At 54.4% G+C, this 24699-nt stretch carries 20 protein-coding genes; 13 read left to right on the top strand and 7 right to left on the bottom strand.

What is annotated here, in order from left to right:
• Window positions 1–24: 24 nt before the first annotated feature.
• Window positions 25–798 carry an acetylglutamate kinase gene (gene argB / locus SGBXF1_RS23230; protein ID WP_130382924.1) on the bottom strand — a complete coding sequence of 258 codons (774 nt, stop codon included), beginning with the start codon at window positions 796–798 and terminating at the stop codon, window positions 25–27.
• 148 nt (window positions 799–946) lie between these two features.
• Window positions 947–1951, bottom strand: coding sequence for an N-acetyl-gamma-glutamyl-phosphate reductase (argC, locus tag SGBXF1_RS23235; protein ID WP_186427613.1), 1005 nt, complete (start codon window positions 1949–1951; stop codon window positions 947–949).
• 216 nt (window positions 1952–2167) lie between these two features.
• Here argC and argE point away from each other — a divergent pair, with 216 nt between their 5' ends.
• Window positions 2168–3313, top strand: a complete 1146-nt coding sequence (gene argE / locus SGBXF1_RS23240) for an acetylornithine deacetylase (protein ID WP_165392884.1) — start codon at window positions 2168–2170, stop codon at window positions 3311–3313.
• 320 nt (window positions 3314–3633) lie between these two features.
• Window positions 3634–6270, top strand: coding sequence for a phosphoenolpyruvate carboxylase (ppc, locus tag SGBXF1_RS23245; protein ID WP_037426698.1), 2637 nt, complete (start codon window positions 3634–3636; stop codon window positions 6268–6270).
• A gap of 103 nt (window positions 6271–6373) precedes the next feature.
• On the opposite strand, the gene metF is transcribed toward ppc, so the two are convergent.
• The 3 genes from metF to metB all read right to left on the bottom strand — a co-directional run bounded on the left by metF (window position 6374) and on the right by metB (window position 11096).
• The gene (gene metF / locus SGBXF1_RS23250; RefSeq protein ID WP_037426700.1) at window positions 6374–7270 is read right to left on the bottom strand and encodes a methylenetetrahydrofolate reductase; all 897 of its coding nucleotides are present in this window, start codon (window positions 7268–7270) and stop codon (window positions 6374–6376) included.
• Between the two features lie 227 nt (window positions 7271–7497).
• Complete coding sequence (locus tag SGBXF1_RS23255) at window positions 7498–9933, bottom strand: bifunctional aspartate kinase/homoserine dehydrogenase II (RefSeq protein ID WP_037426703.1); 2436 nt, start codon at window positions 9931–9933, stop codon at window positions 7498–7500.
• Window positions 9934–9935: 2 nt separating this feature from the next.
• Entirely contained in the window at window positions 9936–11096 is a 1161-nt protein-coding gene (metB, locus tag SGBXF1_RS23260) for a cystathionine gamma-synthase (RefSeq protein ID WP_061808612.1), read from the bottom strand.
• A 317-nt stretch (window positions 11097–11413) separates the two neighbouring features.
• On the opposite strand from metB, the gene metJ reads away from it, so the two are divergent.
• The gene (gene metJ, locus SGBXF1_RS23265) at window positions 11414–11731 is read left to right on the top strand and encodes a met regulon transcriptional regulator MetJ (protein ID WP_012147461.1); all 318 of its coding nucleotides are present in this window, start codon (window positions 11414–11416) and stop codon (window positions 11729–11731) included.
• A 77-nt stretch (window positions 11732–11808) separates the two neighbouring features.
• On the opposite strand, the gene rpmE is transcribed toward metJ, so the two are convergent.
• Window positions 11809–12024: a 50S ribosomal protein L31 gene (rpmE, locus tag SGBXF1_RS23270; RefSeq protein WP_037425558.1), complete on the bottom strand. Its 216-nt coding sequence runs from the start codon at window positions 12022–12024 to the stop codon at window positions 11809–11811.
• Window positions 12025–12223: 199 nt separating this feature from the next.
• On the opposite strand from rpmE, the gene priA reads away from it, so the two are divergent.
• The 7 genes from priA to rraA all read left to right on the top strand — a co-directional run bounded on the left by priA (window position 12224) and on the right by rraA (window position 20302).
• Entirely contained in the window at window positions 12224–14419 is a 2196-nt protein-coding gene (gene priA, locus SGBXF1_RS23275; RefSeq protein ID WP_186427614.1) for a primosomal protein N', read from the top strand.
• Between the two features lie 289 nt (window positions 14420–14708).
• Entirely contained in the window at window positions 14709–15737 is a 1029-nt protein-coding gene (gene cytR / locus SGBXF1_RS23280; RefSeq protein WP_037425563.1) for a DNA-binding transcriptional regulator CytR, read from the top strand.
• Between the two features lie 65 nt (window positions 15738–15802).
• Window positions 15803–16747, top strand: a complete 945-nt coding sequence (gene ftsN / locus SGBXF1_RS23285; protein ID WP_130382916.1) for a cell division protein FtsN — start codon at window positions 15803–15805, stop codon at window positions 16745–16747.
• A 102-nt stretch (window positions 16748–16849) separates the two neighbouring features.
• Window positions 16850–17380, top strand: coding sequence for an ATP-dependent protease subunit HslV (gene hslV / locus SGBXF1_RS23290; RefSeq protein WP_004953184.1), 531 nt, complete (start codon window positions 16850–16852; stop codon window positions 17378–17380).
• Between the two features lie 12 nt (window positions 17381–17392).
• On the top strand, window positions 17393–18727 hold the full coding sequence (gene hslU / locus SGBXF1_RS23295) for an HslU--HslV peptidase ATPase subunit (RefSeq protein WP_037425568.1): 1335 nt from the start codon (window positions 17393–17395) through the stop codon (window positions 18725–18727).
• 91 nt (window positions 18728–18818) lie between these two features.
• On the top strand, window positions 18819–19736 hold the full coding sequence (locus SGBXF1_RS23300; protein WP_037425571.1) for a 1,4-dihydroxy-2-naphthoate polyprenyltransferase: 918 nt from the start codon (window positions 18819–18821) through the stop codon (window positions 19734–19736).
• Between the two features lie 80 nt (window positions 19737–19816).
• Window positions 19817–20302 (top strand): ribonuclease E activity regulator RraA, encoded by a 486-nt coding sequence (rraA, locus tag SGBXF1_RS23305; protein WP_020837546.1) that lies wholly within the window; start codon window positions 19817–19819, stop codon window positions 20300–20302.
• A 56-nt stretch (window positions 20303–20358) separates the two neighbouring features.
• Here rraA and zapB read toward each other — a convergent pair whose 3' ends face one another.
• Complete coding sequence (gene zapB / locus SGBXF1_RS23310) at window positions 20359–20598, bottom strand: septal ring assembly protein ZapB (RefSeq protein WP_012147470.1); 240 nt, start codon at window positions 20596–20598, stop codon at window positions 20359–20361.
• 540 nt (window positions 20599–21138) lie between these two features.
• Here zapB and SGBXF1_RS23315 point away from each other — a divergent pair.
• The 3 genes from SGBXF1_RS23315 to glpX all read left to right on the top strand — a co-directional run bounded on the left by SGBXF1_RS23315 (window position 21139) and on the right by glpX (window position 24677).
• Window positions 21139–21984 carry an MIP/aquaporin family protein gene (locus SGBXF1_RS23315; protein ID WP_186427615.1) on the top strand — a complete coding sequence of 282 codons (846 nt, stop codon included), beginning with the start codon at window positions 21139–21141 and terminating at the stop codon, window positions 21982–21984.
• 42 nt (window positions 21985–22026) lie between these two features.
• On the top strand, window positions 22027–23535 hold the full coding sequence (gene glpK / locus SGBXF1_RS23320) for a glycerol kinase GlpK (RefSeq protein ID WP_130382914.1): 1509 nt from the start codon (window positions 22027–22029) through the stop codon (window positions 23533–23535).
• Between the two features lie 131 nt (window positions 23536–23666).
• On the top strand, window positions 23667–24677 hold the full coding sequence (glpX, locus tag SGBXF1_RS23325; RefSeq protein ID WP_037425579.1) for a class II fructose-bisphosphatase: 1011 nt from the start codon (window positions 23667–23669) through the stop codon (window positions 24675–24677).
• The last annotated feature ends 22 nt before the right edge of the window (window positions 24678–24699 follow it).

Raw genomic sequence — 24699 nt, forward strand, 5'->3', positions numbered from 1 at the left:
GTCTTTTCCTTTTTAATTCTAAATTTAAGCGAGGATCCGGGTGCCAATTGACACGCCGTTAAACAGTGCAGGAAGCTGATCGGCATGGCGCCAACTGGCGATATCTACCGGGCGACCGAGGGTGCGGGCCGCATCGAGCGCCGCATTCACCTTCACCACCATACCATCAGTGATGATGCCCTGGGCAATCAGTTGTTCCGCTTTTTGCGCCGTCATTTCTGCGATGCGTTGCCCTTTTCCGTCGAGGATGCCACTGACATCCGACAGCAGGATCAAATCCGCACCCAGGGTGGCGGCCAGAGCCGTCGCCGCCTGATCGGCGTTCACATTCATTAACTGGCCATCGGCGGTAATGCCGATGGAACTGATCACCGGCAGATAACCGGCACCCAGCAGGGTATTGAGCAACAACGGGGAACCCGGTTGCGCATTGCCCACGTGACCCAGCGCCGGATCGAGCGGGGTAACGGTGACGCTGCCACCGTCTGCCAGGCTCAGGCCGACCGCGTTAATCTGGTGCTTGATGGCCCACGCCAGCAAGGTTTTGTTGGCGGTGCCGGCCAGCGCGCCGGTAATAATGTCAATCTGATCGGCCGGCGTCACACGCAGGCCATTCTTCTTCACCACCGGCAGGGAGAGCTTTTTCATCAGCTCATCCACCACGCAACCGCCGCCGTGAACGATCACCAACGGGCGCTGATGCTGCTGGCGGTAGCTGTCCAGCGCGGTAAACAGACGCTCCAGCGCCTCTTCACTGTCTAATAACACGCCACCTAACTTGATAATTAACGGATTCATCGCTGTTTACATCCCACGCTGTCCCCTTCATCTTTCAAGTCGCCGCGTTGTTGGCTGCCGGCCCTCCCCCCAGTCACTTACTTGAGTAAGTTCCTGGAGATTCGAACCCTTGCCGCCTGGCCGCGACTCGAAATCTATTGGGGATTCATTAAAGTAACGCTTGGGTTTCAGGGAACCCAAAACGGATATTCAGGCATTGCACCGCCTGAGCGGCCGCGCCTTTCAACAGGTTGTCTTCCGCCGCCACGGCAATCAGATGTTCGCCCTGTACGGCGAAGCCGATATCGCAGAACGGTAGCCCGACGACTGACTTCAATGCGGGTACACCCTGGTCGTACAGCCGTACCAGCGGTTTGTCGTCATAGGCGGCGTGATAAACAGCGGCCACGTCCTGCGCGGTCACACCGGCTTTAAGGCGGCAAGTGATGGTTTCGAGAATACCACGCGGGAAGTTACCCAAATGTGGCGTGAAGATGACCGGCACACCCAGGTGCGCAACGATTTCCGGATGGTGACGGTGGTTGAAAATACCGTACGGCTGCAGGCTCACCTCACAGAAACTGGTGGTGACGCTGGCCTTGCGGCCCGCACCGCTGACGCCGCTAGTGGCGTTGATCACTGGCCACTGATCAAGGTTCAGCAAGTCTTGGTCGATCAGCGGTTTCAGCGCCAACTGCGCCGCTGTCGGATAACAGCCCGGTACGGCGATCAACTGAGCCTGTTTGATTTTGTCGCTCTGCCATTCCGCCAGGCCATACACCGCCTGCTCCAGCAAATCAGCATGCTGATGTTCAAAACCGTAATATTGGCTGTAGAACGCGGTATCTTTCACACGGAACGCGCCCGAAAGATCAAATACTACGCAACCTGCTGCCAGGAACGCTGGCGCGATATCGTGACTAACCTCGTGTGCAGTGGCCAGAAACACCACATCGATACCTTCGGCGGCTTTAGCAACGTCAACCAGCGGCTGTAATGGCAGATCAACGATACCTTTTAACTGAGGGTGCAAATCGGAAAGCAATTTTCCTGCATCTGCACTTTGCGCTGAAACCGCTAAAGCGGTTATGTTCATGTGTGGGTGACGATTAAGGTACGCCGTGAGCTCTGCTCCGGCATAACCGCTGGCACCGACAATCAGCGTATTCAACATGGGGCCTTTCACCTTCTTGACTTGCGTAGGGTCGTATTCGACTCAGGTTTCCAGGCTCACCAGCGTTGTTTCGCCGTTCACCCACGAGGTCGAGCGTTGATGTTTTTATAATCATCCGGGAATCGGGTTCCCTTACGCTCCAGCTTACTGTATTTTTATTCACAATAAATGCATGAATATTGATACCAACCTAACCAAAGGCTGTCAACAGTGAAGATGAAATTACCTCCATTTATTGAGCTGTACCGGGCGTTGATCGCCACTCCGTCGATCAGCGCCACCGATAGCGCCCTCGATCAGAGTAATGAAGCATTAATCAACTTGCTGGCCGGATGGTTTGCCGATTTAGGTTTCCGTGTCGACGTGCAGCCAGTGCCGGATAGCCGCAACAAATTCAATCTGCTGGCGAGCATTGGCGAAGGCAGCGGCGGCCTGCTGCTCGCGGGTCACACCGATACCGTGCCTTATGATGAAGGCCGCTGGACGCGCGACCCTTTCACTCTGACCGAACACGACAATAAGCTGTACGGTCTGGGCACCGCCGACATGAAGGGTTTCTTTGCCTTTATTTTGGATGCGGTACGTGACATCGACGCCAGCCAGTTGACCAAACCGTTATACATTCTAGCCACCGCAGATGAAGAAACGACGATGGCCGGAGCACGATATTTCGCTGCCTCAACCAGCATCCGTCCAGACTTCGCCATTATTGGTGAGCCGACCTCGCTGCAACCGGTGCGTGCGCATAAAGGCCATATGGCCAATGCCATCCGTATCGTCGGCCAGTCTGGCCACTCGAGTGATCCTGCACGTGGCGTGAATGCCATCGATCTGATGCATGAAACTATCGGCCGCCTGATGGAACTGCGTAAAACGCTGCAAGAACGCTACAACAATCCAGCTTTCGCCGTTCCCTATCCAACCATGAACTTTGGTCATATCAGTGGCGGCGACGCAGCCAACCGCATTTGTGCCTGCTGTGAACTGCATCTGGACATTCGCCCGTTGCCAGGTATGACACTCGACAACATCAATGAATTGATGCACCAGACTCTGGAGCCAGTGAGTCAGCGTTGGCCGGGACGTCTGAGTATTGAAGAGCTTCATGCATCTGTACCAGGTTACGAATGCCCAACCGATCATCATATGGTGGCGGTGATCGAGAAACTGCTGGGTACCCGCACGCAAGTGGTCAACTATTGCACCGAGGCACCCTTCGTCCAGCAGGTCTGCCCGACGTTGGTGCTGGGTCCCGGTTCTATCGATCAAGCGCATCAACCGGATGAATACATTGATACCGGTTTTATCGAACCAACACGCAAGCTGCTGGGTCAGTTGGTTGATCACTTCTGTCGCCAATAAACCAGACACAAGGTAGGGTTAATGATTTATCATATCCCTACCTCTTAAGACGTACCAAACCAATGAAATAAGCCAGACTGATAACCGGTGCGCCGTAATTAAATTTCAGAAAATGCGCCGATTTTGATGTTTTTTTGCTAAAAATAGTGTCAATTGACGATTGGACAGGAACGTGGCGAGATGAAACAGGCGCTCTTCGCCTGACACGTGAAATTTACTTACAAGATAAAAAACCATCTACCCAACAGGCTTCACATTGCAGCCAACGCCGCTGTGGTTTGAAAAATTAAGGGTAAATACAGAACTGGGTCAGGGGTTATATGAACGAACAATATTCGGCAATGCGAAGTAATGTCAGTATGCTCGGCAAATTGCTCGGCGATACCATCAAAGAAGCGCTGGGCGAGCATATTCTCGATCGCGTTGAAACTATCCGTAAGCTTTCCAAATCTTCACGTGCAGGTAACGAAGCGCACCGCCAAGAGCTGCTTTCTACCTTGCAAAACCTGTCCAACGACGAGTTACTGCCCGTTGCACGTGCATTCAGTCAGTTTCTCAATCTGACCAACGTCGCCGAGCAGTACCACAGTATTTCGCCCAACGGCGAAGCTGCCAGCAACCCAGAGGCGCTGGCCCAGTTATTTACTCGTCTGAAGGACAAAAAGCTCAGTACCAAAGAGCTGCAAAATGCGGTGTCCCAACTCTCCATCGAACTGGTGCTGACAGCACACCCGACAGAGATCACCCGCCGAACCCTGATCCACAAGCTGGTTGAGGTTAACACCTGCCTCAGCCAGCTCGACCATAACGACCTGGCCGACTACGAACGTAACAAGATCATGCGTCGTCTGCGTCAACTGGTTGCCCAGTCCTGGCATACCGACGAAATCCGTAAGCATCGTCCATCGCCGATCGATGAAGCCAAATGGGGCTTTGCGGTAGTGGAAAACAGCCTGTGGGAAGGGGTGCCAGCCTTCCTGCGCGAATTCAACGAACAGCTGGAAAACTCCATCGATTACAGCCTGCCGGCAGAAGCCGTACCGGTACGTTTCACCTCCTGGATGGGCGGTGACCGCGACGGCAACCCGAATGTGACGGCTGAAATTACCCGGCATGTGCTGCTGCTGAGCCGCTGGAAAGCCTGCGATCTGTTCACCCGCGATATTCAGGTGCTGGTCTCAGAACTGTCGATGACCGAATGTACCCCGGAACTGCGCGCACGGGCCGGTGGTGACGAGGTGCAAGAGCCGTACCGCGAGATCATGAAGCAATTGCGCAGCCAGTTGATGAGCTCTCAGGCGTATCTGGAAGGTCGCCTGAAGGGTGAGCGCGTACTGAAACCACACGACCTGCTGGTGAATAACGAACAGCTGTGGGAACCGCTGTTCGCCTGTTACCAGTCGCTGCAGGCCTGCGGCATGAGCATCATCGCCAATGGCCAGTTGCTCGATACCCTGCGTCGCGTGCGCTGCTTTGGCGTGCCGCTGGTACGTATCGACGTACGTCAGGAAAGTACCCGCCACACCGAAGCCATCGCCGAGTTGACCCGTTATCTGGGGCTGGGTGATTACGAAAGCTGGTCGGAAGCCGATAAACAGGCGTTCCTGATCCGCGAACTGAACTCCAAACGCCCGCTGGTACCACTGAAATGGGAGCCAAGCGCCGATACCCAAGAAGTGTTGGAAACTTGTCGGGTTATCGCCGAGGCACCGCAAGGGTCAATCGCCGCCTACGTGATTTCTATGGCACGCACCCCCTCTGACGTGCTGGCGGTGCATCTGCTGCTGAAAGAAGCCGGTTGCCCATTCGCGCTCCCTGTCGCTCCGCTGTTCGAAACCCTCGACGACCTGAACAACGCAGACGACGTGATGACCCAGTTACTGAATATTGACTGGTATCGCGGCTTTATCCAGGGCAAGCAGATGGTAATGATTGGCTATTCTGACTCAGCGAAAGACGCCGGGGTGATGGCTGCATCGTGGGCACAGTACCGCGCGCAAGATGCACTGATCAAAACCTGTGAGAAAGCTGGCGTGGCACTGACGTTGTTCCACGGTCGCGGTGGCTCAATTGGCCGTGGCGGTGCACCGGCGCATGCGGCATTGCTATCGCAACCGCCGGGTAGCCTGAAAGGCGGCCTGCGCGTCACCGAACAGGGCGAGATGATCCGCTTCAAGTTTGGTCTGCCAGAAGTCACCATCAGCAGCCTGGCGCTGTACACAGGCGCAATTCTTGAGGCGAACCTGTTACCGCCGCCAGAACCGAAGAAAGAGTGGCGCACACTGATGGATGAGCTGTCAGACACCTCGTGCAACATGTATCGCGGCTACGTACGTGAGAATCCGGAGTTTGTACCCTACTTCCGCGCTGCAACGCCGGAATTGGAACTGGGCAAGCTGCCGCTGGGTTCACGCCCGGCCAAACGCAAGCCAAACGGCGGCGTTGAAAGCCTGCGCGCTATCCCATGGATCTTCGCATGGACGCAGAACCGACTGATGCTACCCGCCTGGCTGGGTGCCGGTGCCGGTTTGCAAGAAGCGGTGAAAGCCGGTAAGCAGGACCAACTGGAAGCGATGTGTCGCGACTGGCCGTTCTTCTCTACCCGCATCGCGATGCTGGAAATGGTCTTTGCCAAAGCTGACCTGTGGTTGGCGGAATACTACGATCAGCGTCTGGTTGATAAGTCACTGTGGCCACTTGGCCAACAGTTACGCGACCAATTGGCGAGCGACATCAAAGTGGTGCTGACTATCGCCAATGATGCACACCTGATGGAGGATCTGCCGTGGATCGCCGAATCCATTGCGCTACGTAACGTGTATACCGATCCGCTGAATGTGTTACAGGCCGAACTGTTGCACCGTTCACGCCAGCAAGAGCAGCCCGATGCCCGCGTTGAGCAAGCGCTAATGGTCACCATTGCCGGCGTTGCCGCCGGGATGCGCAATACTGGCTAGGTTAAGCGACAAAAAATAGTCCCTGTTTGCAGGGACCGTTTTTTTATCCAATAAAAAGGGCGCTGTCATTACACAGCGCCCTTTTCATCATCCATCAATAAAATTAGGCAATAGCTACCGGGCGCACACCCAGCGTGTGGCAAATGGCATAGCTCATCTCGGCACGGTTCAGCGTATAGAAATGGAAGTCTTTCACCCCTTCGCGACTGAGGATCTTCACCATGTCCATCGCGATATTGGCACCGACCATTTTGCGGGTTTCGGCATCGTCATCCAGCCCTTCAAACATGCTGGTCATCCAGCTCGGTACACGCACGTTAGTCATGGTGGCAAAACGCTGCAACTGCTTGAAATTGGACACCGGCAGAATGCCCGGTACGATTTCCACGTCAATACCGGTCGCCACGCAGCGGTCACGAAAACGCAGATAGCTTTCCACATCAAAGAAGAACTGAGTAATCGCGCGGTTGGCACCGGCATCAATTTTACGCTTCAGGTTAATCAGATCCGCCTGCGGACTTTTGGCTTCCGGGTGCACTTCAGGGTAGGCCGCCACCGAGATATCAAAATCGCCGACGTCTTTCAGCAAGGCCACCAAATCGGTCGCGTACATGTCAGGCTTTCCACCACCCGGTGGTAAGTCACCACGCAGCGCCACAATATGGCGAATACCGCTGTTCCAATAGTCGGTCGCAATCTCACGCAGCTGATCTGGGCTGGCGTCGATACAAGTCAGGTGCGGGGCCGCATCCAGGCCAGTGCGATCCTTAATCCCTTTGATGATGCTATGGGTGCGATCACGCTCACCGGAGTTTGCACCATAAGTCACAGAGACAAATTTAGGTTTCAGGCTACTCAGACGATCAATGGACTGCCACAGGGTGTCTTCCATCTCGCTGGTGCGCGGCGGGAAGAACTCGAATGATACGTTAATCTGACCGTTTAACTCCGCCAGACTCTGATTCAGCGCTTCCCGCTGGTTTGCGTGAAAAAAACTCATACCCTGTCCGCCTCTTATCGATCACTGTTTTGCTTTATTTTAATAAGCGTCTATACGTTTAGACGTCTAGATAGAAAATGCCGTATGTTGGCTAAAGAGTCAACAGGAAAATGAGGGTAATAAGGTGATTAATCCTCACCCGTTAAGAGAAAGAATTTCATATTCAGAACAAGGATAATTATGGCAGGAAAAACGAGGGGCGCGGAGGATCCGCGCCCACAAGAAAATTAAAGCAGCTGTGCCAAACGGTTAAGGTCTGACTGGATCGCACCGGCGGTGACATCACGGCCCGCACCCGGACCGCGGATCACCAATGGGTTGTCTCGGTACCAACGGCTTTCGATGGCAAACACGTTATCACACGGCAACAGCGACGCCAGCGGGTGCTCAGGACGCACTGCCTCAACACCAACACGCGCCTTGCCATTGGCATCGAAGCGCGCTACGTGTCGCAGCACCAGCCCCATTTCATTGGCAGCCTCAAAGCGTTGCAGCATTTGCTGGTTCAATGCATCGCCGTTTTCGAAGAACTGATCGACAGAGCCCTGTTCGGCCCCTGCAGGAACCAGAGACTCGACTCGTACCTGATTCGGTTCAATATCGTAACCCGCCTCACGCGCCAGGATCACAAGCTTGCGCATCACGTCCTGACCGGAGAGATCAACCCGTGGATCCGGTTCTGTCAGCCCCTGCTGCCATGCCTGATCCACCAGCTCGGTGAAAGGTACAGTGCCGTCAAACTGCAGGAACAGCCAGGAAAGCGTACCCGAGAAGATACCGCTTATCGCCAAAATACTGTCACCGCTGTCACGTAGATCGCGCACGGTATGATTGACCGGCAGGCCCGCACCAACAGTCGCGTTATACAACCAATGACGCCCCGTTTTGGCGAAGGCATCACGGATTTGGCGATAGTTGTCGCTACAGGATGCACCCGCAAGCTTGTTGGCACTGATCACATGGAAACCATAGCTGGCAAAATCCAGATACTGTTCAGCCAGACTCTCACTGGCGGTGACATCAAGCACCACCAGATCGTCAAACGGGTGCGCACGCATCCACAGGAACAGTGATTCTTCGTCCAGTTCTTGCGCTTCTTCTTCAAAGAATGCCAATGCGCGGCTGGCGTCCAGGCCGTCGTAATTCAGCAAACTGCGGCGGCTATCCACCACGCCAGCCAGGCTGAACTCAAACCCGCTACGGGCGGAAATATTTTTCTGCTCGCGGGCAAACAGCTCCAACCAACGTGCACCGATATTGCCTTTGCCAAACAGCACTAAACCAATACGCTTCTCGGCGCGGAACAGGCTTTGGTGCAGGCCCTGAATCAGTAGCCCGGTAGGCCCCTTACGCAGCACCGCCACCATACTGATGCCATCTTCGGACTGCCAAATAAACTCAACCGGCTGGTCTTTCAGCTGTTGATAGAAGCGATGGCTGTGCAGCGGGTTCTTGCAAACGCCCGCGCCAACCAGCGCCACCAGCGCCAATCCTTCACGCAGCTGCAGCTCACCCGGCAGCGCCGTATCCTGCAACGTACGCAGCACACTGTTCACCACTTCCGAGGTGTAGCATAGCTGTATCAGGTTGCGGTCTGGATGAATACCCACTGCCAGCGGTTTGATCTGCGCACGCTTGAGCACCAGATCCAGTTCTTTCTGCGCCAGCTTAAAATCATGTTGGCTGGCGACATTCAGTTCAATCAGGCACACATCATCATGACTGGTGACAATCTTCGCACCGGTGCCCGAGGCCAGCACGCGTTCAATACGCGTTGAACCTTGTTCCGGCTGATAACTACAGCGCAGTTGAAGATCGATATCGCTGCCGGATACCGGCTGCAAAGTGCGGGTGTGCAGCACTGGTGCCGCCAGACGCGCCAGCTCACTGGCTTCGTCCAAACGCAGCAGTGGCAGCAGGCAAGCGTCTTTCACCTTGCGCGGGTCAGCACTGTACACCCCTGCCACGTCACTCCAAATGGTCACGCGTTCCGCCCCGGCCAACGCACCAACCTGGGTTGCAGAATAGTCACTGCCGTTACGCCCCAACAGCACGGTTTCACCGGCGTCGTTGCGTGAAATAAAGCCGGTTACCACCAAACGTTTACCCGGGTGTTGGGCCAAGAGCTGTTGTAACAACGGATAAGAACGGCCTTCATCAACTTGCGGCTGAGCGGCCCGTTCCGCACGCAGGAAATCGCGCGCATCCAGCCAGGCTGCCTGCATGTCCAGCTTGTTCAATACGGCTGCCATCAAGCGCGCCGACCAGATCTCGCCATGACCAACCACTTCGGCATAGATAACGTCGTCGAGCTTATCGTCCAGCAATACTGCCAGGCGCTCCAGATCTTGAATAAATTCGGCGATCAATGGCTCAGCGGTTTCCGGCGGTAACAGACCGCTAATTAATTCGCTGTGATAACGGCGTAATGTCTGCTGAACCTGATGTGCAGAAAGGCGATCACTCTGGCTGAGCTTCAGCCAGCTAATCAGTTGGTTGGTGGTACTGCCGGCGGCCGACACCACCATCATATCGCCTGGCTGGCTGTATTCAGCCATGATCCCAGCCACCCGCAGATAACACTTCACATCCGCCAGGCTACTGCCGCCAAACTTATGCAGTTGACGTCCACTCACCGGCCCTGCTACCGCAATTGCATTCATGCTTACCTCGTTGCCGCCGCCTGGAAGGCTCGTTCCAGATCGGCAATCAAATCTTCACTGTCTTCAATACCCACGGAGATACGCAGCAGGCTCTCGGAAATACCGGCCGCCGCACGGGCTTCTGCCGCCATACCTGCATGGGTCATGGTCGCTGCATGCGAGATCAGGCTTTCTACGCCGCCCAACGATTCTGCCAGAGTAAACAACTCAAGGGCAGACAGAAAACGACGCAGTAGCGCTTCATCACCGTCCAGTTCAAAGCTGAGCATCGCGCCAAAGCCGCGTTGCTGACGACGTGCAATCTCGTGCCCAGGGTTCTGTGGCAGAGAAGGATGATACAGCTTTTTCACTAAGGGTTGCTGCTGTAAATAACTGACAATTGCTTCGGCGTTTTGTTGCGCAGCTTTAATGCGTGGCGACAGGGTACGCATACCACGCAGCAACAAATAGCTGTCGAATGCCCCCCCCGTCACACCGATATTGTTGGCCCACCAGGCCAGCTCCACCGCCAGATCTTTATCTTTGGCGATGACCGCTCCGGCCACAACGTCAGAATGGCCATTGAGGTATTTAGTGCAGGAGTGCACCACCAGATCCGCACCCAGGCTGATAGGCTGTTGCAATGCCGGGCTAAGGAAAGTGTTGTCCACTACAGTTAATGCACCCGCTGCATGGGCTGCATCACAAATCGCCGCAATGTCCACGACACGCAGCAGCGGATTGCTTGGGCTTTCAATTAGCACCAGTTTGGGCTTTTGCGCCAACGCTTGCTGCAACGCTTCTTCATTCCCCTGATCGACAAATAGCACGCGGTAAGCACCACGCTTGCTCAGGCTGTCGAACAGACGATAACTACCACCATAACAATCATGTGGAGCCACCAGGAGATCGCCGGGTTGCAGGAACACGGTTGTCACCAGATGGATCGCCGACATCCCGCTGCTGGTCATGACTGCACCCGCACCACCTTCCAACTCTGCCAGTGCACGCTGCACCACATCACGCGTTGGGTTACCGCGGCGTGAATAGTCATGAGCACGAGGCTGGTTGAAGTCAGTAAAATTATAGGTACTGGACAGGTGGATCGGCGGGACAACGCAGCCATACTGTTCGTCATCGTTCAGGCCGCTACGTACGGCAATCGTGGCAGGTTTACGCGTCATAGGGTCTCTCGGCTCTCGGGATTCGGATGAATGAGGCCTAAAGATTAATCGCAGCAACGATAGACGTCAATACATCTGGACATCTAAACTTCTTTGCGTATAGATTGAGCAAAGCCCTAATACCCGCTAAAATTATGCCAGTTTGATATGACGAAACGATGTTAACCCGGAATGCATAGGCGACACCTATTGATCGTCAGCATTCAGTGACCTTGGTCGCGTAAAATTGACATTTATTTAGTGAGAACAGTGAAGATCGGGCATAATTGGCCGGTTTTTAGAGTTTTGTAATTTTTCTGACAAATTTAAGGTGTCCCATGGCTGAGTGGAACGGCGAGTATGTCAGCCCTTACGCTGAACACGGTAAAAAAAGCGAGCAAGTAAAAAAAATCACGGTATCCATTCCGCTGAAGGTTCTGAAAATCCTCACCGATGAACGGACGCGTCGCCAGGTCAATAACCTGCGCCATGCCACCAACAGCGAATTGCTGTGCGAAGCATTTCTGCACGCCTTTACCGGCCAGCCGCTGCCGAACGACGAAGACCTGCGCAAAGAACGCAGCGATGAAATCCCGGAAGCCGCGAAACTGCTGATGCGTGAATTGGGTGTGGATCCCGATACCTGGGAATATTAAGTGCCGGTCTGCGAATGCAGACGGTAGAAACGAAAAAAGGCGCCGAAGGCGCCTTTTTCATCTGACGATAAGAAATCTTATTTCTTAGCGCCTGGCACGCTGAAACGCTTGTTGAAGCGGTCAACGCGGCCACCGGTAGCAACATCACGCTGCTTGCCAGTGTAGAACGGGTGGCATGCGCCACAAACGTCCAGGTTCAGATCGTGACCCACGGTAGAGCGGATTTTGATCACGTTACCGCAAGAGCAGTTAGCAGTAACTTCTTCGTATTTTGGGTGGATACCTTGTTTCATGGGAAACCTCAGTTAAGGCCGTGTCGCTATCCAGCCCTGTTTCGCCAGACACCACACGTGGTTGATAATAAAATTTGGTATCGAATTATACCAAAGGCGGCAAATTATACAGAATTAAAAGTGCCGCGCAATCGGAACCGTACATTTGCCAGTGCGCCGTGTAAACTGATGAACTGTTTTTTTTACTCTGGATGACCCCATGCCTGTTGTTCACGTTGCTTTGCCGGTACCCCTCGCTCGTACCTTCGACTATCTGCTGCCGCAAGGTCTGCAGCCGGTGGTTGGCGCACGCGTGGGCGTTCCCTGGGGTAAGCAACGGGCGATAGGTATCGTCACTGGTTGTAGCGAGACCAGCGAATTACCGCTGGATAAACTCAAGCCAATCGACAGCGTGATCGACAATGTTTCCCTGTTCTCTCCCAGCCTGTGGCGCATCCTGTGCTGGGCCAGTGACTATTATCATTACCCAATCGGCGAGGTGCTGTTTCACGCACTGCCGATCCTGCTGCGCCAGGGAAAACCCGCCGAAACCGCGCCGTTATGGCAGTGGTTTGCCACCGAACAGGGCCGTGCCACTCTGCCGGAAAGCCTGAAACGTGCGCCTAAACAGCAACAGGCACTGGCCGCTTTGCTACAACGCCCGGTCTATCGTCATCAGGTCAGTGAACTGGAGTTAACCGAAAGCGCGTTGCAAGCGCTACGCACGAAAGGGTTAATCGACTTACGGGCCCAGACAGTAGCAACACAGGACTGGCGACCAGGCTTTGAAGTACTGGGCGAACGGCTGCGGTTGAATACCGAACAGGCAACTGCCGTGGGCGCCATCCGCAGTGAGGACGACCAATTCGCCGCTTGGCTATTGGCCGGTGTCACCGGCTCCGGCAAAACCGAGGTCTATCTCAGCGTGCTGGAGAATATTCTGGCGAAGGGCAAGCAGGCATTAGTATTGGTGCCGGAGATCGGCCTGACGCCACAGACCATCACTCGTTTTCGGGAACGTTTCAACGCGCCGGTGGACGTGCTGCATTCCGGCCTAAACGACAGTGAGCGTCTGTCAGTCTGGCTGCGCGCCCGCAGCGGGGAAACAGCAATTGTCATCGGCACCCGTTCTGCGCTGTTTACGCCATTTTCACGCCTGGGCGTGATCATTATCGACGAAGAACACGACAGCTCTTATAAACAGCAGGAAGGCTGGCGCTACCATGCCCGCGATCTGGCGGTCTTCCGCGCCCGCGAGGAAAACATCCCAATGGTGATGGGCTCTGCTACGCCCGCTCTGGAAACGCTGCACAATGTGCAATTGGGTAAATACCGTCAACTCAAACTCACCCAGCGTGCCGGTAACGCCAAACCGGCAACGCAGCACTTGATCGATCTAAAAGGTCTTCCGCTGAAGGTTGGCCTGTCACAACCGTTGCTGAAAAGCATGCAGCACCATTTAAAGGCCGGCAATCAGGTGATGCTGTTCCTCAATCGCCGCGGCTACGCACCAGCGCTGCTGTGCCACGAGTGCGGCTGGATCGCCGAGTGCCAACGCTGTGATCATTATTACACCTTCCACCAAAACCAGCGGCAACTGCGCTGCCACCACTGTGACAGCCAACGCCCAGTGCCTCATCAATGCCCGCAGTGTGGATCAACGCATCTGGTGTCAGTCGGTGTCGGCACCGAACAGTTGGAAAATGAACTGGCGCCACTGTTCCCGGAAACACCAATCACCCGTATCGATCGCGACACCACCAGCCGTAAAGGCTCGCTCGAACAACATCTGGCAGATATTCACCGTGGCGGTTCACGCATTTTGATCGGTACTCAAATGTTGGCAAAAGGCCACCATTTCCCAGATGTAACGTTAGTGGCACTGCTGGACGTTGACGGTGCACTGTTCTCGGCCGATTTCCGTTCCGCAGAACGCTTTGCACAGTTATATACCCAGGTATCCGGTCGTGCAGGTCGCGCGGGCAAACCGGGTGAGGTGTTGTTGCAAACACACCACCCGGAACACCCGTTACTGCAAATTCTGTTGCAACAGGGCTACGATGCCTTTGCCAAACAGACACTGGCAGAACGCAATAGCGTATTCCTTCCACCGTATACCAGCCATATCATCGTGCGTTCGGAAGATCACGATAACCAACAGGCACCGCAATTCCTGCAGCAACTGCGTAATCTGTTGGAAGCCAGCCCATTGAAAGATGATTCGCTCTGGGTGATGGGGCCTGTCCCGGCACTCCAGTCGAAACGCGGTGGTCGCTTCCGCTGGCAACTCTTGTTGCAGCACCCTTCCCGGCGGGTGTTACAACAGTTGATGAAGAGTTCCCTGCCACTGGTTGGTACCCTACCGCAGGCACGTAAGGTGAAGTGGACGTTAGACATCGATCCGATAGACAGCTGAACCCAGAAAAGTCTGATTCAGTTCATGCAATGCAAACGTTTACCCTTGAAATTGCGAGCGAACGCTAAAAAACCTTCACAGGTCACACTTTTTATGCAAATTAGGTAACAAAGGCAGGACATATTCTGTTTAGAATATCTCTGAAAGCAATTTTGTCACCTCTTGCAGCACAGTGGCGGAATGTTTAAGCGCGGATGGCGCTAAATGATAACAACACCACCGCACGCCCGAATTTGTGAGCAAACTGAAGTCGTCGCGTTGGCATGGGGCTAACGCAAGGAGAAAGGCGTTGGAACACAAGAAAGAATTATCCATGGCAACCATGAAAGACGTTGCCGAAATGGCGGGCGTTTCAACGGCAACCGTGTCGCGTGCGCTGATGAACCCGGAAAAGGTGTCAACGCCGACGCGCCAAAAAGTGGAACAGGCCGTGCTGGCCGTGGGTTACTCTCCTCATGCCCTCTCACGCAATATCAAACGCAACGAATCCCGCACCATCCTGGTGATCGTCCCCGACATTTGCGATCCGTTTTTTGCCGATGTGATCCAGGGGATCGAGCAAACAGCAGCACAACAGGGCTATCTGGTGCTCATTGGCGACTGCGCACAGCAAAATCAGCAGGAACGCACGTTCGTTAATTTGATTATTACCAAACAAATCGACGGCATGCTGCTGCTCGGCTCCAACTTGCCGTTTGATGCCAGCAAAGAAGAACAACGTAATCTGCCACCGATGGTGATGGCCAACGAGTTTGCCCCGGAACTCGAACTGCCGACGGTACACATCGATAATCTTACCGCCGCCTTCGAAGCCGTACATTATTTACACCAGCTCGGACACAAGCAAATCGCCTGTGTCGCTGGGCCAGAACAGATGCCGCTCAGCCATTATCGGTTGCAAGGTTATATTCAGGCGCTACGTCGTAATGGCATTAGCGTCGAAAGCAGCTATATTACCCGGGGTGATTTCACCTACGAAGCTGGTGCTCAGGCACTGGCGACGCTGATGGCACAGCCAAAACCACCGACGGCAATTTTCTGCCACAGTGACGTCATGGCGATCGGCGTGTTGTCGCAGGCGAAAAAGATGGGGCTGCGCGTACCGCAGGACCTTTCCATCGTCGGCTTTGACGACATCAAATTAGCGCAATATTGCGATCCACCGTTAACCACCGTGGCTCAACCGCGCTACCAGATTGGCCAGCAAGCAATGCTGTTGCTGTTGGAGCAGTTACACGGACAGACCGTGGCAAGCGGCTCCCGGCTATTAGACAGTGAATTGATTATCAGAGGCAGCACTGCTGCCCCTAAACGCTAGTCAAATATTTTAGGGTTCAGTAACATGACGGACTTATCCCCTCATCAGGACACAGCGGAATAATAGTGGCACAAAAAGACTATGTAAGCCGTGGGCGCGCAGCAGGAGCTAAGCGTAAACCCCCCAGCCGTAAAAAACGCAGTTCTCCGAAGGTCTCCAAAACCGTGTTGGCGTTGGCCGTCGCACTGCTGGTGATTTTTATCGGTGGCCTCTATTTCATTACGCACAACAAGCCGGATGATACGCCGCTGCTGCCTGTGCACAGCACTCGTCCAGGTAACGGCCTACCGCCGAAACCGGAAGAGCGTTGGCGCTACATCAAAGAGCTGGAAAATCGTCAGATTGGCGTACAAACCCCGACCGAACCTACGGCCGGCGGCGAAGCCAGTTCCAAAACACAACTGACGGCTGAACAGCGCCAACTGTTGGATCAGATGCAGGCGGATATGCAACAGCGTCCAACACAGCTCAATGAAGTGCCGTATAACGATCCTTCACAAGCCGCTGTACGCAATAGCCGTCTGCAACAGCAGCAAATGCAACAACAGCAGGTGCAGCAGCAGCCCATACAGCAACCACAGGTAACGCAACCGCGTAATCCATTTAACAACAGCGCGACAACGCAACCTGTGCAGCAACAGGCGCAGCCGAAACCTAAGCCGCAGCCGGTTACACCGCCGCCGGTACAGGTTAAGCATCCTGAGCCAAAACCGCAGCCGAAACCTGAGGCCAAGCCGGAAGTCAGTCAGGAAACGGTCAAGCAGGAAACCAAGCCAGAATCGAAGCAGAAGTGGATGGTGCAGTGCGGTTCATTCCGCGCGACCGATCAGGCAGAGTCTGTGCGTGCACGCCTGGCATTTGAAGGCATCGAAAGCCGCATCACCGCGGGTGGCGGCTGGAATCGCGTGGTACTCGGTCCTTACAGCAGCCGGGCTGTTGCGGACAAAACCCTATCGCGCCTGAAGGGCGTAGGCATGTCAAGTTGCATTCCCCTCTCCGTTGGGGGTTGAAAAGCGTCAATCCCCCCCCATCTATACTCTCAATATGCCTCGTAGTGTCTGCGCAAGCAGATGCTGCGAGGGCTTCTTTCCGTCTTCAACGAGGGTCTGCTCGTGACAACAATTGTAAGCGTACGCCGCAACGGCCAGGTAGTGATCGGTGGCGATGGCCAGGCCACCTTGGGCAATACGGTAATGAAGGGCAACGTCAAGAAAGTGCGTCGCCTGTATAACGACAAAGTGATTGCTGGTTTCGCCGGTGGTACTGCGGATGCCTTCACGCTGTTTGAGCTGTTCGAGCGCAAGCTGGAAATGCACCAGGGTCACCTGGTGAAAGCAGCCGTTGAACTGGCGAAAGACTGGCGTACCGACCGCATGCTGCGCAAACTCGAAGCGCTGCTAGCTGTCGCAGATGAACACTCATCGCTGATCATCACCGGTAACGGTGACGTGATCCAGCCTGAAAATGATTTGATTGCGATTGGCTCCGGCGGTCCATACGCCCAGGCAGCCGCCCGCGCGATGTTGGAAAATACCGAACTGAGCGCCCGCGAAATTGTTGATAAGTCCCTCAACATCGCCGGTGACATCTGTATTTACACCAACCATTTCCACACCATTGAAGAATTGCCTTCCAAAGCGTAAGGATCGAATACTATGTCTGAAATGACCCCGCGCGAGATCGTCAGCGAACTGGACAGCTACATCATTGGCCAGAACAAAGCCAAACGTGCCGTTGCCATTGCCCTGCGTAACCGCTGGCGCCGGATGCAGCTTAACGAGATGCTGCGCCATGAAGTCACGCCAAAGAACATTCTCATGATCGGCCCGACCGGTGTCGGTAAAACCGAAATTGCCCGTCGTCTGGCAAAACTGGCTAATGCCCCGTTCATCAAGGTTGAAGCCACCAAGTTCACTGAAGTGGGCTATGTCGGTAAAGAAGTAGATTCAATTATCCGCGACCTGACCGATGCCGCGATCAAAATGGTGCGCTTGCAGTCGATTGATAAGAACCGTACCCGCGCCGAAGAGCTGGCGGAAGAACGCATTCTCGACGTGCTGATCCCACCGGCCAAGAACAACTGGGGCCAGTCGGAAGAACATCAGGAGCCGTCTGCTGCTCGCCAGGCATTCCGCAAGAAACTGCGTGAAGGCCAGCTGGACGACAAAGAAATTGAGATCGATCTGGCTGCTGCACCGATGGGTGTGGAAATCATGGCACCTCCGGGCATGGAAGAGATGACCAACCAGCTGCAATCGATGTTCCAAAACCTCGGTGGTCAAAAGCAGAAACCGCGCAAGCTGAAGATCAAAGAAGCCTTCAAGCTGCTGGTGGAAGAAGAAGCTGCCAAACTGGTTAACCCAGAAGAGCTGAAAGAACAGGCGATCGAAGCGGTTGAGCAACACGGCATCGTGTTCATCGACGAAATCGACAAAATCTGTAAGCGTGGTGGCCAAAGCTCCGGCCCTGACGTGTCTCGTGAAGGCGTGCAGCGCGACCTGCTGCCATTGGTGGAAGGCTGTACGGTTTCTACCAAGCACGGCATGGTGAAAACCGATCACATTCTGTTTATCGCCTCCGGTGCCTTCCAGACTGCCAGCCCATCAGACTTGATCCCGGAACTGCAGGGCCGCCTGCCAATCCGTGTTGAGCTGCAAGCGCTGACCACTGAAGATTTCGAGCGTATTCTGACCGAGCCAAGCGCTTCGTTGACCGAGCAATACAAAGCGCTGATGGGTACTGAAGGCGTGAATATAGAATTCACCGCTGAAGGCATCCGCCGCATCGCTGAAGCCGCATGGCAGGTTAACGAAAGCACCGAAAACATCGGCGCACGTCGCTTACACACCGTGCTTGAGCGTCTGATGGAAGATATTTCCTATGATGCGAGTGAAATTAACGGTCAATCCATTACAATTGATGCGGATTACGTACGTAATCATCTGGATGAACTGGTAGCAGATGAAGATTTGAGTCGTTTTATCCTATAATCGCTCAATCATGTCCAGTCAGTCATCTGTGGGAGGCATTGCCTCCCACAATTATTTCTAGCGGACACAGCCACTTACTCTGAAGCGAAAAATGAGCTCATCAACTACCACCTCCCCGGCCAGAGCCTGGCTTGAAAGTTTACGACCACGCACTCTACCGCTGGCCTTTGCATCGATCGTCGTCGGTTCCGCCATTGCTGCCTGGCAAGGCAGTCTGAAACCCGGCGTCGCACTGCTGGCATTGCTGACCGCCGGTCTACTGCAAATACTCTCCAACCTGGCGAATGACTATGGCGATGCGGTAAAAGGCAGCGACAAAGAAGACCGCATTGGACCGCTACGTGGTATGCAAAAAGGCATGATCACCCAGGCGCAGATGAAACGCGCTCTGGTAGTAACGGTTGTGTTGATCGCCATCGCAGGCTGTTCATTGATCGCCGTCGCCTGTGAGCAACCCAGTGACGTCGTGGGCTTCCTGGTGCTGGGTGGGCTTTCTATCGTCGCAGCCATTACCTATACCGTCGGTACCAAACCCTATGGCTATCTGGGACTTGGCGACATCTCGGTGCTGGTGTTCTTCGGCTGGCTGAGTGTGGCGGGTACCTACTACCTGCAAACCCATGCGTTTGACAGCATCGTGATGCTACCGGCCACCGCGTGCGGCCTGTTGGCTGCAGCGGTACTCAATATTAATAATTTGCGCGATATCGAAAGCGATCGTGCTAACGGCAAAAATACGTTGGCAGTACGGCTCGGGCCACAGAAAGCTCGCTATTACCATGTACTACTGCTGATCGGGGCGGTGGTGTGCTTTGCACTGTTTACGCTGCTCAACCTGCATAGCCTGTGGGGCTGGCTGTTTGTGCTGGCGATTCCCCTCTTGGTACGACATGGCCTGCGGGTGTTGCGTGATCCGACGCCAGCTGGCATGCGACCAATGCTGGAACACATGGTCAAGGCAGCCCTTCTGGCCAATGTGTTGTTTGCTGTCGGTGTGGTGCTCAGTTAGCCATCGAACTGATGATTTTGCCAACAGGGCGGATAAAGGGATATACTGGTTATTCCAGCGGCAAACAGACGTAAAATCCTATGAAATACGATACTTCCGAACTTTGCGACATCTATCACGAAGAGGTGAACGTAGTTGAGCCTCTATTCTCCAATTTTGGCGGGCGTACTTCATTTGGCGGGCAAATCACTACGGTGAAATGCTTTGAGGATAACGGCCTGTTATTCGAGCTGCTTGAAGAAAACGGGCGCGGTCGCGTCCTGGTGATTGACGGCGGCGGCTCGGTACGCCGTGCCCTGATCAACGCAGAATTGGCACGCCTGGCTACCCAAAACGAATGGGAAGGCATCGTTGTGTACGGTGCGGTGCGTCAGGTGGACGATTTGGAAGAGTTGGACATCGGCATTCAGGCGATGGCAGCCATTCCTGTCGGTGCCGCCAGTGAAAGTATTGGCGAAAGCGATATCCGCGTTAACTTTGGCGGTGTGACCTTCTTCTCCGGCGATCATCTGTATGCCGACAATACCGGTATTATTCTGTCTGAGGATCCACTCGACATCGAGTAATCTTCAGATATGAAAAAGGGCGCCTAAGGCGCCCTTTTCGATCGTGCAATACGGAATCAGACTTCTTCCATTTTGCCCAACAGCGCGCGCAGGCGGTCTTGCCATACGTGCTGCTCTTCTTTCAGTTGCTGGTTTTCACGTACCAGCGATTCGTGGTTGCCAGAGGCAGCCTGAACTTCCTGAGACAGAGTATTGTTTTTGTCTTTCAGCTCTTCAATTTCCATCTGCAGCAGGGTGATGGTATCGATCGCCTGCTGAACTTTTGATTCCAATTTCTCAAATACTTCAAATGACATGCTTCAGTCCCCTCATGATAGCAAGGCGTACATCTATAGGTAACGGCCGCAACTCAGGTTGCAACTGCTGCGAATATGCATCGCGCCAAGTGACACACGCTTTTATTGAAAATAACGCGCCTGTCCCGATAAAACGCTTCTTTCGATAAAAACGATTGTAAGTAGCCTGTCCCCGACTGTCTAGCAACATCCGGCTCATCGCGCAGTCTGTTGCAATTTTCCTGCCTTCGCCATCAGCAAAAACTGAAAATACCCGCAGCCTGCAAAATGGTTTTGTTAACAGTCGGTGGCGAAAGCACTGGTCAGATCACACTTTTATGGAGCAGAAAGAACACAGAACGACGCGAATTCGCTCAATTTTATGACGAAGCACACACATTTTGATTTCGCTATTTCTCGTTTATGTTCGTTAACGATAAATTTACATCACGTCCTCAATTAATAATTGGACGAGATGAAAAAAACTGTACCCATAGGCCAAATCGATACACACACTGAGCCTATAAACCTATAACCGCCGTTTTGCAGGACAACAACATTATGAGCCAAACCACCAGTCCGACCCTAAAAGGCCAGTGCATCGCTGAGTTCCTCGGCACCGGCCTGTTGATATTCTTTGGCGTAGGCTGCGTTGCCGCGCTGAAACTGGCTGGCGCCAGCTTCGGCCAATGGGAAATCAGTATCATTTGGGGCCTCGGCGTTGCCATGGCTATCTATCTGACCGCTGCCATCTCCGGTGCGCATCTCAACCCGGCAGTCACCATCGCATTGTGGCTGTTCGCCTGCTTTGACGGACGCAAAGTACTTCCTTACATTGTCGCGCAGATCGCCGGAGCCTTCTGCGCAGCAGCCTTGGTCTACGGGTTGTATTACAACCTGTTCTACGACTTTGAAGCGGCCAACCATATGGTTCGCGGCAGTGATGCAAGCCTGGCCCTGGCTGGCATCTTCTCCACTTATCCTAATGCGCACATTTCTGTCGGCCAGGCTTTCCTGGTAGAGACCGTGATTACCGCAATTCTGATGTGCCTGATTTTGGCGCTGACCGACGACGGCAACGGCATTCCACGTGGCCCACTGGCCCCATTGTTAATTGGTATTCTGATTGCCGTGATCGGCGCCTCTATGGGACCATTGACCGGCTTTGCACTGAACCCGGCGCGTGACTTCGGTCCTAAAATTTTCGCTTATCTGGCTGGCTGGGGCAAAGTGGCCTTCACCGGTGCACGTGATATCCCGTACTTCCTGGTGCCAATCTTTGGCCCAATCATCGGTGCCTGCCTGGGTGCCTTCGGCTACCGCATGCTCATTGGCCGCAATCTGCCGTGTGACGTTTGCGTCGAAGAAGAAAAACCCGCCGCCAAGGCTCAGCAGCGTAAAGCGTGATTGGCACAGTTTTAAACGGTTAATAACAGCAGGACTAAAATCATGACTGTAGAAAAAAAATACATTGTCGCTCTCGACCAGGGAACCACGAGTTCACGTGCCGTAGTGCTAGACCACGATGCCAATATTGTTGCGGTATCCCAGCGTGAATTCACGCAAATTTACCCGAAAGCCGGCTGGGTCGAGCATGATCCGATGGAGATCTGGTCTTCTCAGAGCTCAACGCTGGTAGAAGTGTTAGCGAAGGCAGACATCAATTCCGATCAAATCGCCGGTATCGGCATCACCAACCAGCGTGAAACCACCATCGTCTGGGAAAAAGAGACTGGTAAGCCAATTTATAACGCCATCGTCTGGCAATGCCGTCGTACCGCTGACATTTGCGAGAAGCTCAAACGCGATGGTATGGAAGAGTACATCCGTCACAACACCGGCCTGGTGGTTGACCCGTACTTCTCCGGCACCAAAGTAAAATGGATCCTTGATAATGTAGAAGGCGCCCGTGAACGCGCCAAACGCGGCGAGCTGCTGTTCGGCACCGTTGATACCTGGCTGGTGTGGAAAATGACCCAAGGGCGGGTGCATGTGACCGATTACACCAACGCCTCGCGTACCATGATGTTCAACATCCATGAGCTGGACTGGGATGAACGCATGCTGGAAGCGCTGGACATCCCGCGTGCCATGTTGCCAAAAGTCCGCCCTTCTTCAGAAGTGTACGGTCAGACCAACATCGGCGGTAAAGGCGGTACACGTATTCCTATCGCCGGTATCGCTGGCGACCAGCAGGCGGCGCTATATGGCCAACTTTGCGTTCAACCGGGCATGGCAAAAAACACCTACGGCACTGGCTGCTTCTTGTTGATGAACACTGGCAAAGAAGCGGTGCGTTCTAGCCATGGCCTGCTGACCACTATCGCCTGCGGTCCACGCGGCGAAGTGAACTACGCGCTGGAAGGCGCAGTCTTCATCGGCGGCGCGTCTATTCAGTGGCTGCGCGATGAGCTGAAACTGATCAGCGATGCGGCCGACTCCGAATACTTTGCTACCAAGGTGAAAGACAGTAACGGCGTGTACGTGGTGCCGGCCTTCACTGGTTTGGGTGCCCCTTACTGGGACCCGTATGCCCGTGGTGCGATCTTCGGTCTTACACGCGGTGCTAACAGTAACCACATCATCCGCGCAACACTGGAGTCTATCGCTTACCAGACGCGCGACGTGCTAGATGCCATGCAGGCCGACTCAAACACTCGTCTGCAATCGCTGCGTGTGGACGGTGGTGCCGTTGCTAACAACTTCCTGATGCAGTTCCAGTCTGACATCCTCGGTACCCGTGTAGAGCGTCCTGAAGTGCGTGAGTCGACAGCACTCGGCGCGGCATTCCTGGCTGGCCTGGCTATCGGCTACTGGAATGACCTGGATGAAGTGAAGAGCAAGGCTGTTATCGAGCGTGAATTCCGCCCAAGCATTGAAACCACCGAACGTAACTTCCGTTACAGCGGCTGGAAAAAAGCGGTTGCCCGTGCACAAGCATGGGAAGAGCACGACTAACGCTGTTTGGTCAGGTTAATCCCATCACGCGCTGCCTCTAGGTGGCGCGTTTTTTTTGCCCCGCCCTCCCCATCGCCCGCTGTGATAAACTTTGTCGATATTTTCTCCCTTTATCACAGACAGGTTTTGCCATGAAACGTGAATTAGCCATCGAATTTTCCCGTGTTACCGAAGCCGCCGCACTGGCGGGCTACAAATGGTTGGGACGCGGCGATAAGAACGCCGCCGATGGTGCGGCGGTCAACGCAATGCGCATTATGCTCAATAAAGTGGATATCGATGGCCGCATCGTGATCGGCGAAGGCGAAATTGATGAAGCGCCAATGCTGTATATCGGCGAGCAGGTCGGCAGCGGCCAAGGTGATGCGGTGGATATCGCCGTCGATCCCATCGAAGGCACTCGCATGACCGCCATGGGCCAGCCCAATGCATTGGCCGTCCTGGCGGTAGGCGATCGCGGTACCTTTCTGCACGCTCCGGACATGTATATGGAAAAATTGGTGGTGGGTCCGGCAGCCCGCGGCGTTATCGATCTCAATTTGCCTCTGGCAGAGAACCTGAACAAGGTCGCAGCCTGTTTAGGCAAACCACTGAGCCAACTGACCGTCGTTATTCTGGCCAAGCCGCGGCATGATGGCGTGATCGCCCAGATGCAGCAGCTCGGAGTGCGTGTATTTGCCATCCCTGACGGCGACGTCGCGGCCTCTATCCTGACCTGTATGCCTGACAGCGAAGTCGACGTGATGTATGGCATCGGCGGCGCGCCTGAAGGGGTAATTTCCGCTGCGGTAATCCGTGCACTGGATGGCGATATGCAAGCGCGTCTGTTACCACGCCACCAGGTGAAGGGCGACAGCGCCGAGAATCGCCGCATCGGCGAAGAAGAACTCGCGCGCTGCAAAGAGATGGGCATTGAAGCTGGCAAGGTGTTGATGCTGGATGACATGGCACGCAACGACAACGTCATTTTCTCCGCAACCGGCATCACCAAAGGTGACCTACTGGAAGGTATCAGCCGTCAGGGTAATATGGCCACCACGGAAACGCTGTTAATCCGTGGTAAATCACGCACCATCCGCCGTATCCGTTCGACCCATTATCTGGATCGTAAAGACCCCGCTCTGCACGAATTTCTGTTGTAATGAAACAGGGCGCCAAAGGCGC

Source organism: Serratia grimesii, from assembly GCF_900186025.1.
GTDB lineage: Bacteria > Pseudomonadota > Gammaproteobacteria > Enterobacterales > Enterobacteriaceae > Serratia > Serratia grimesii.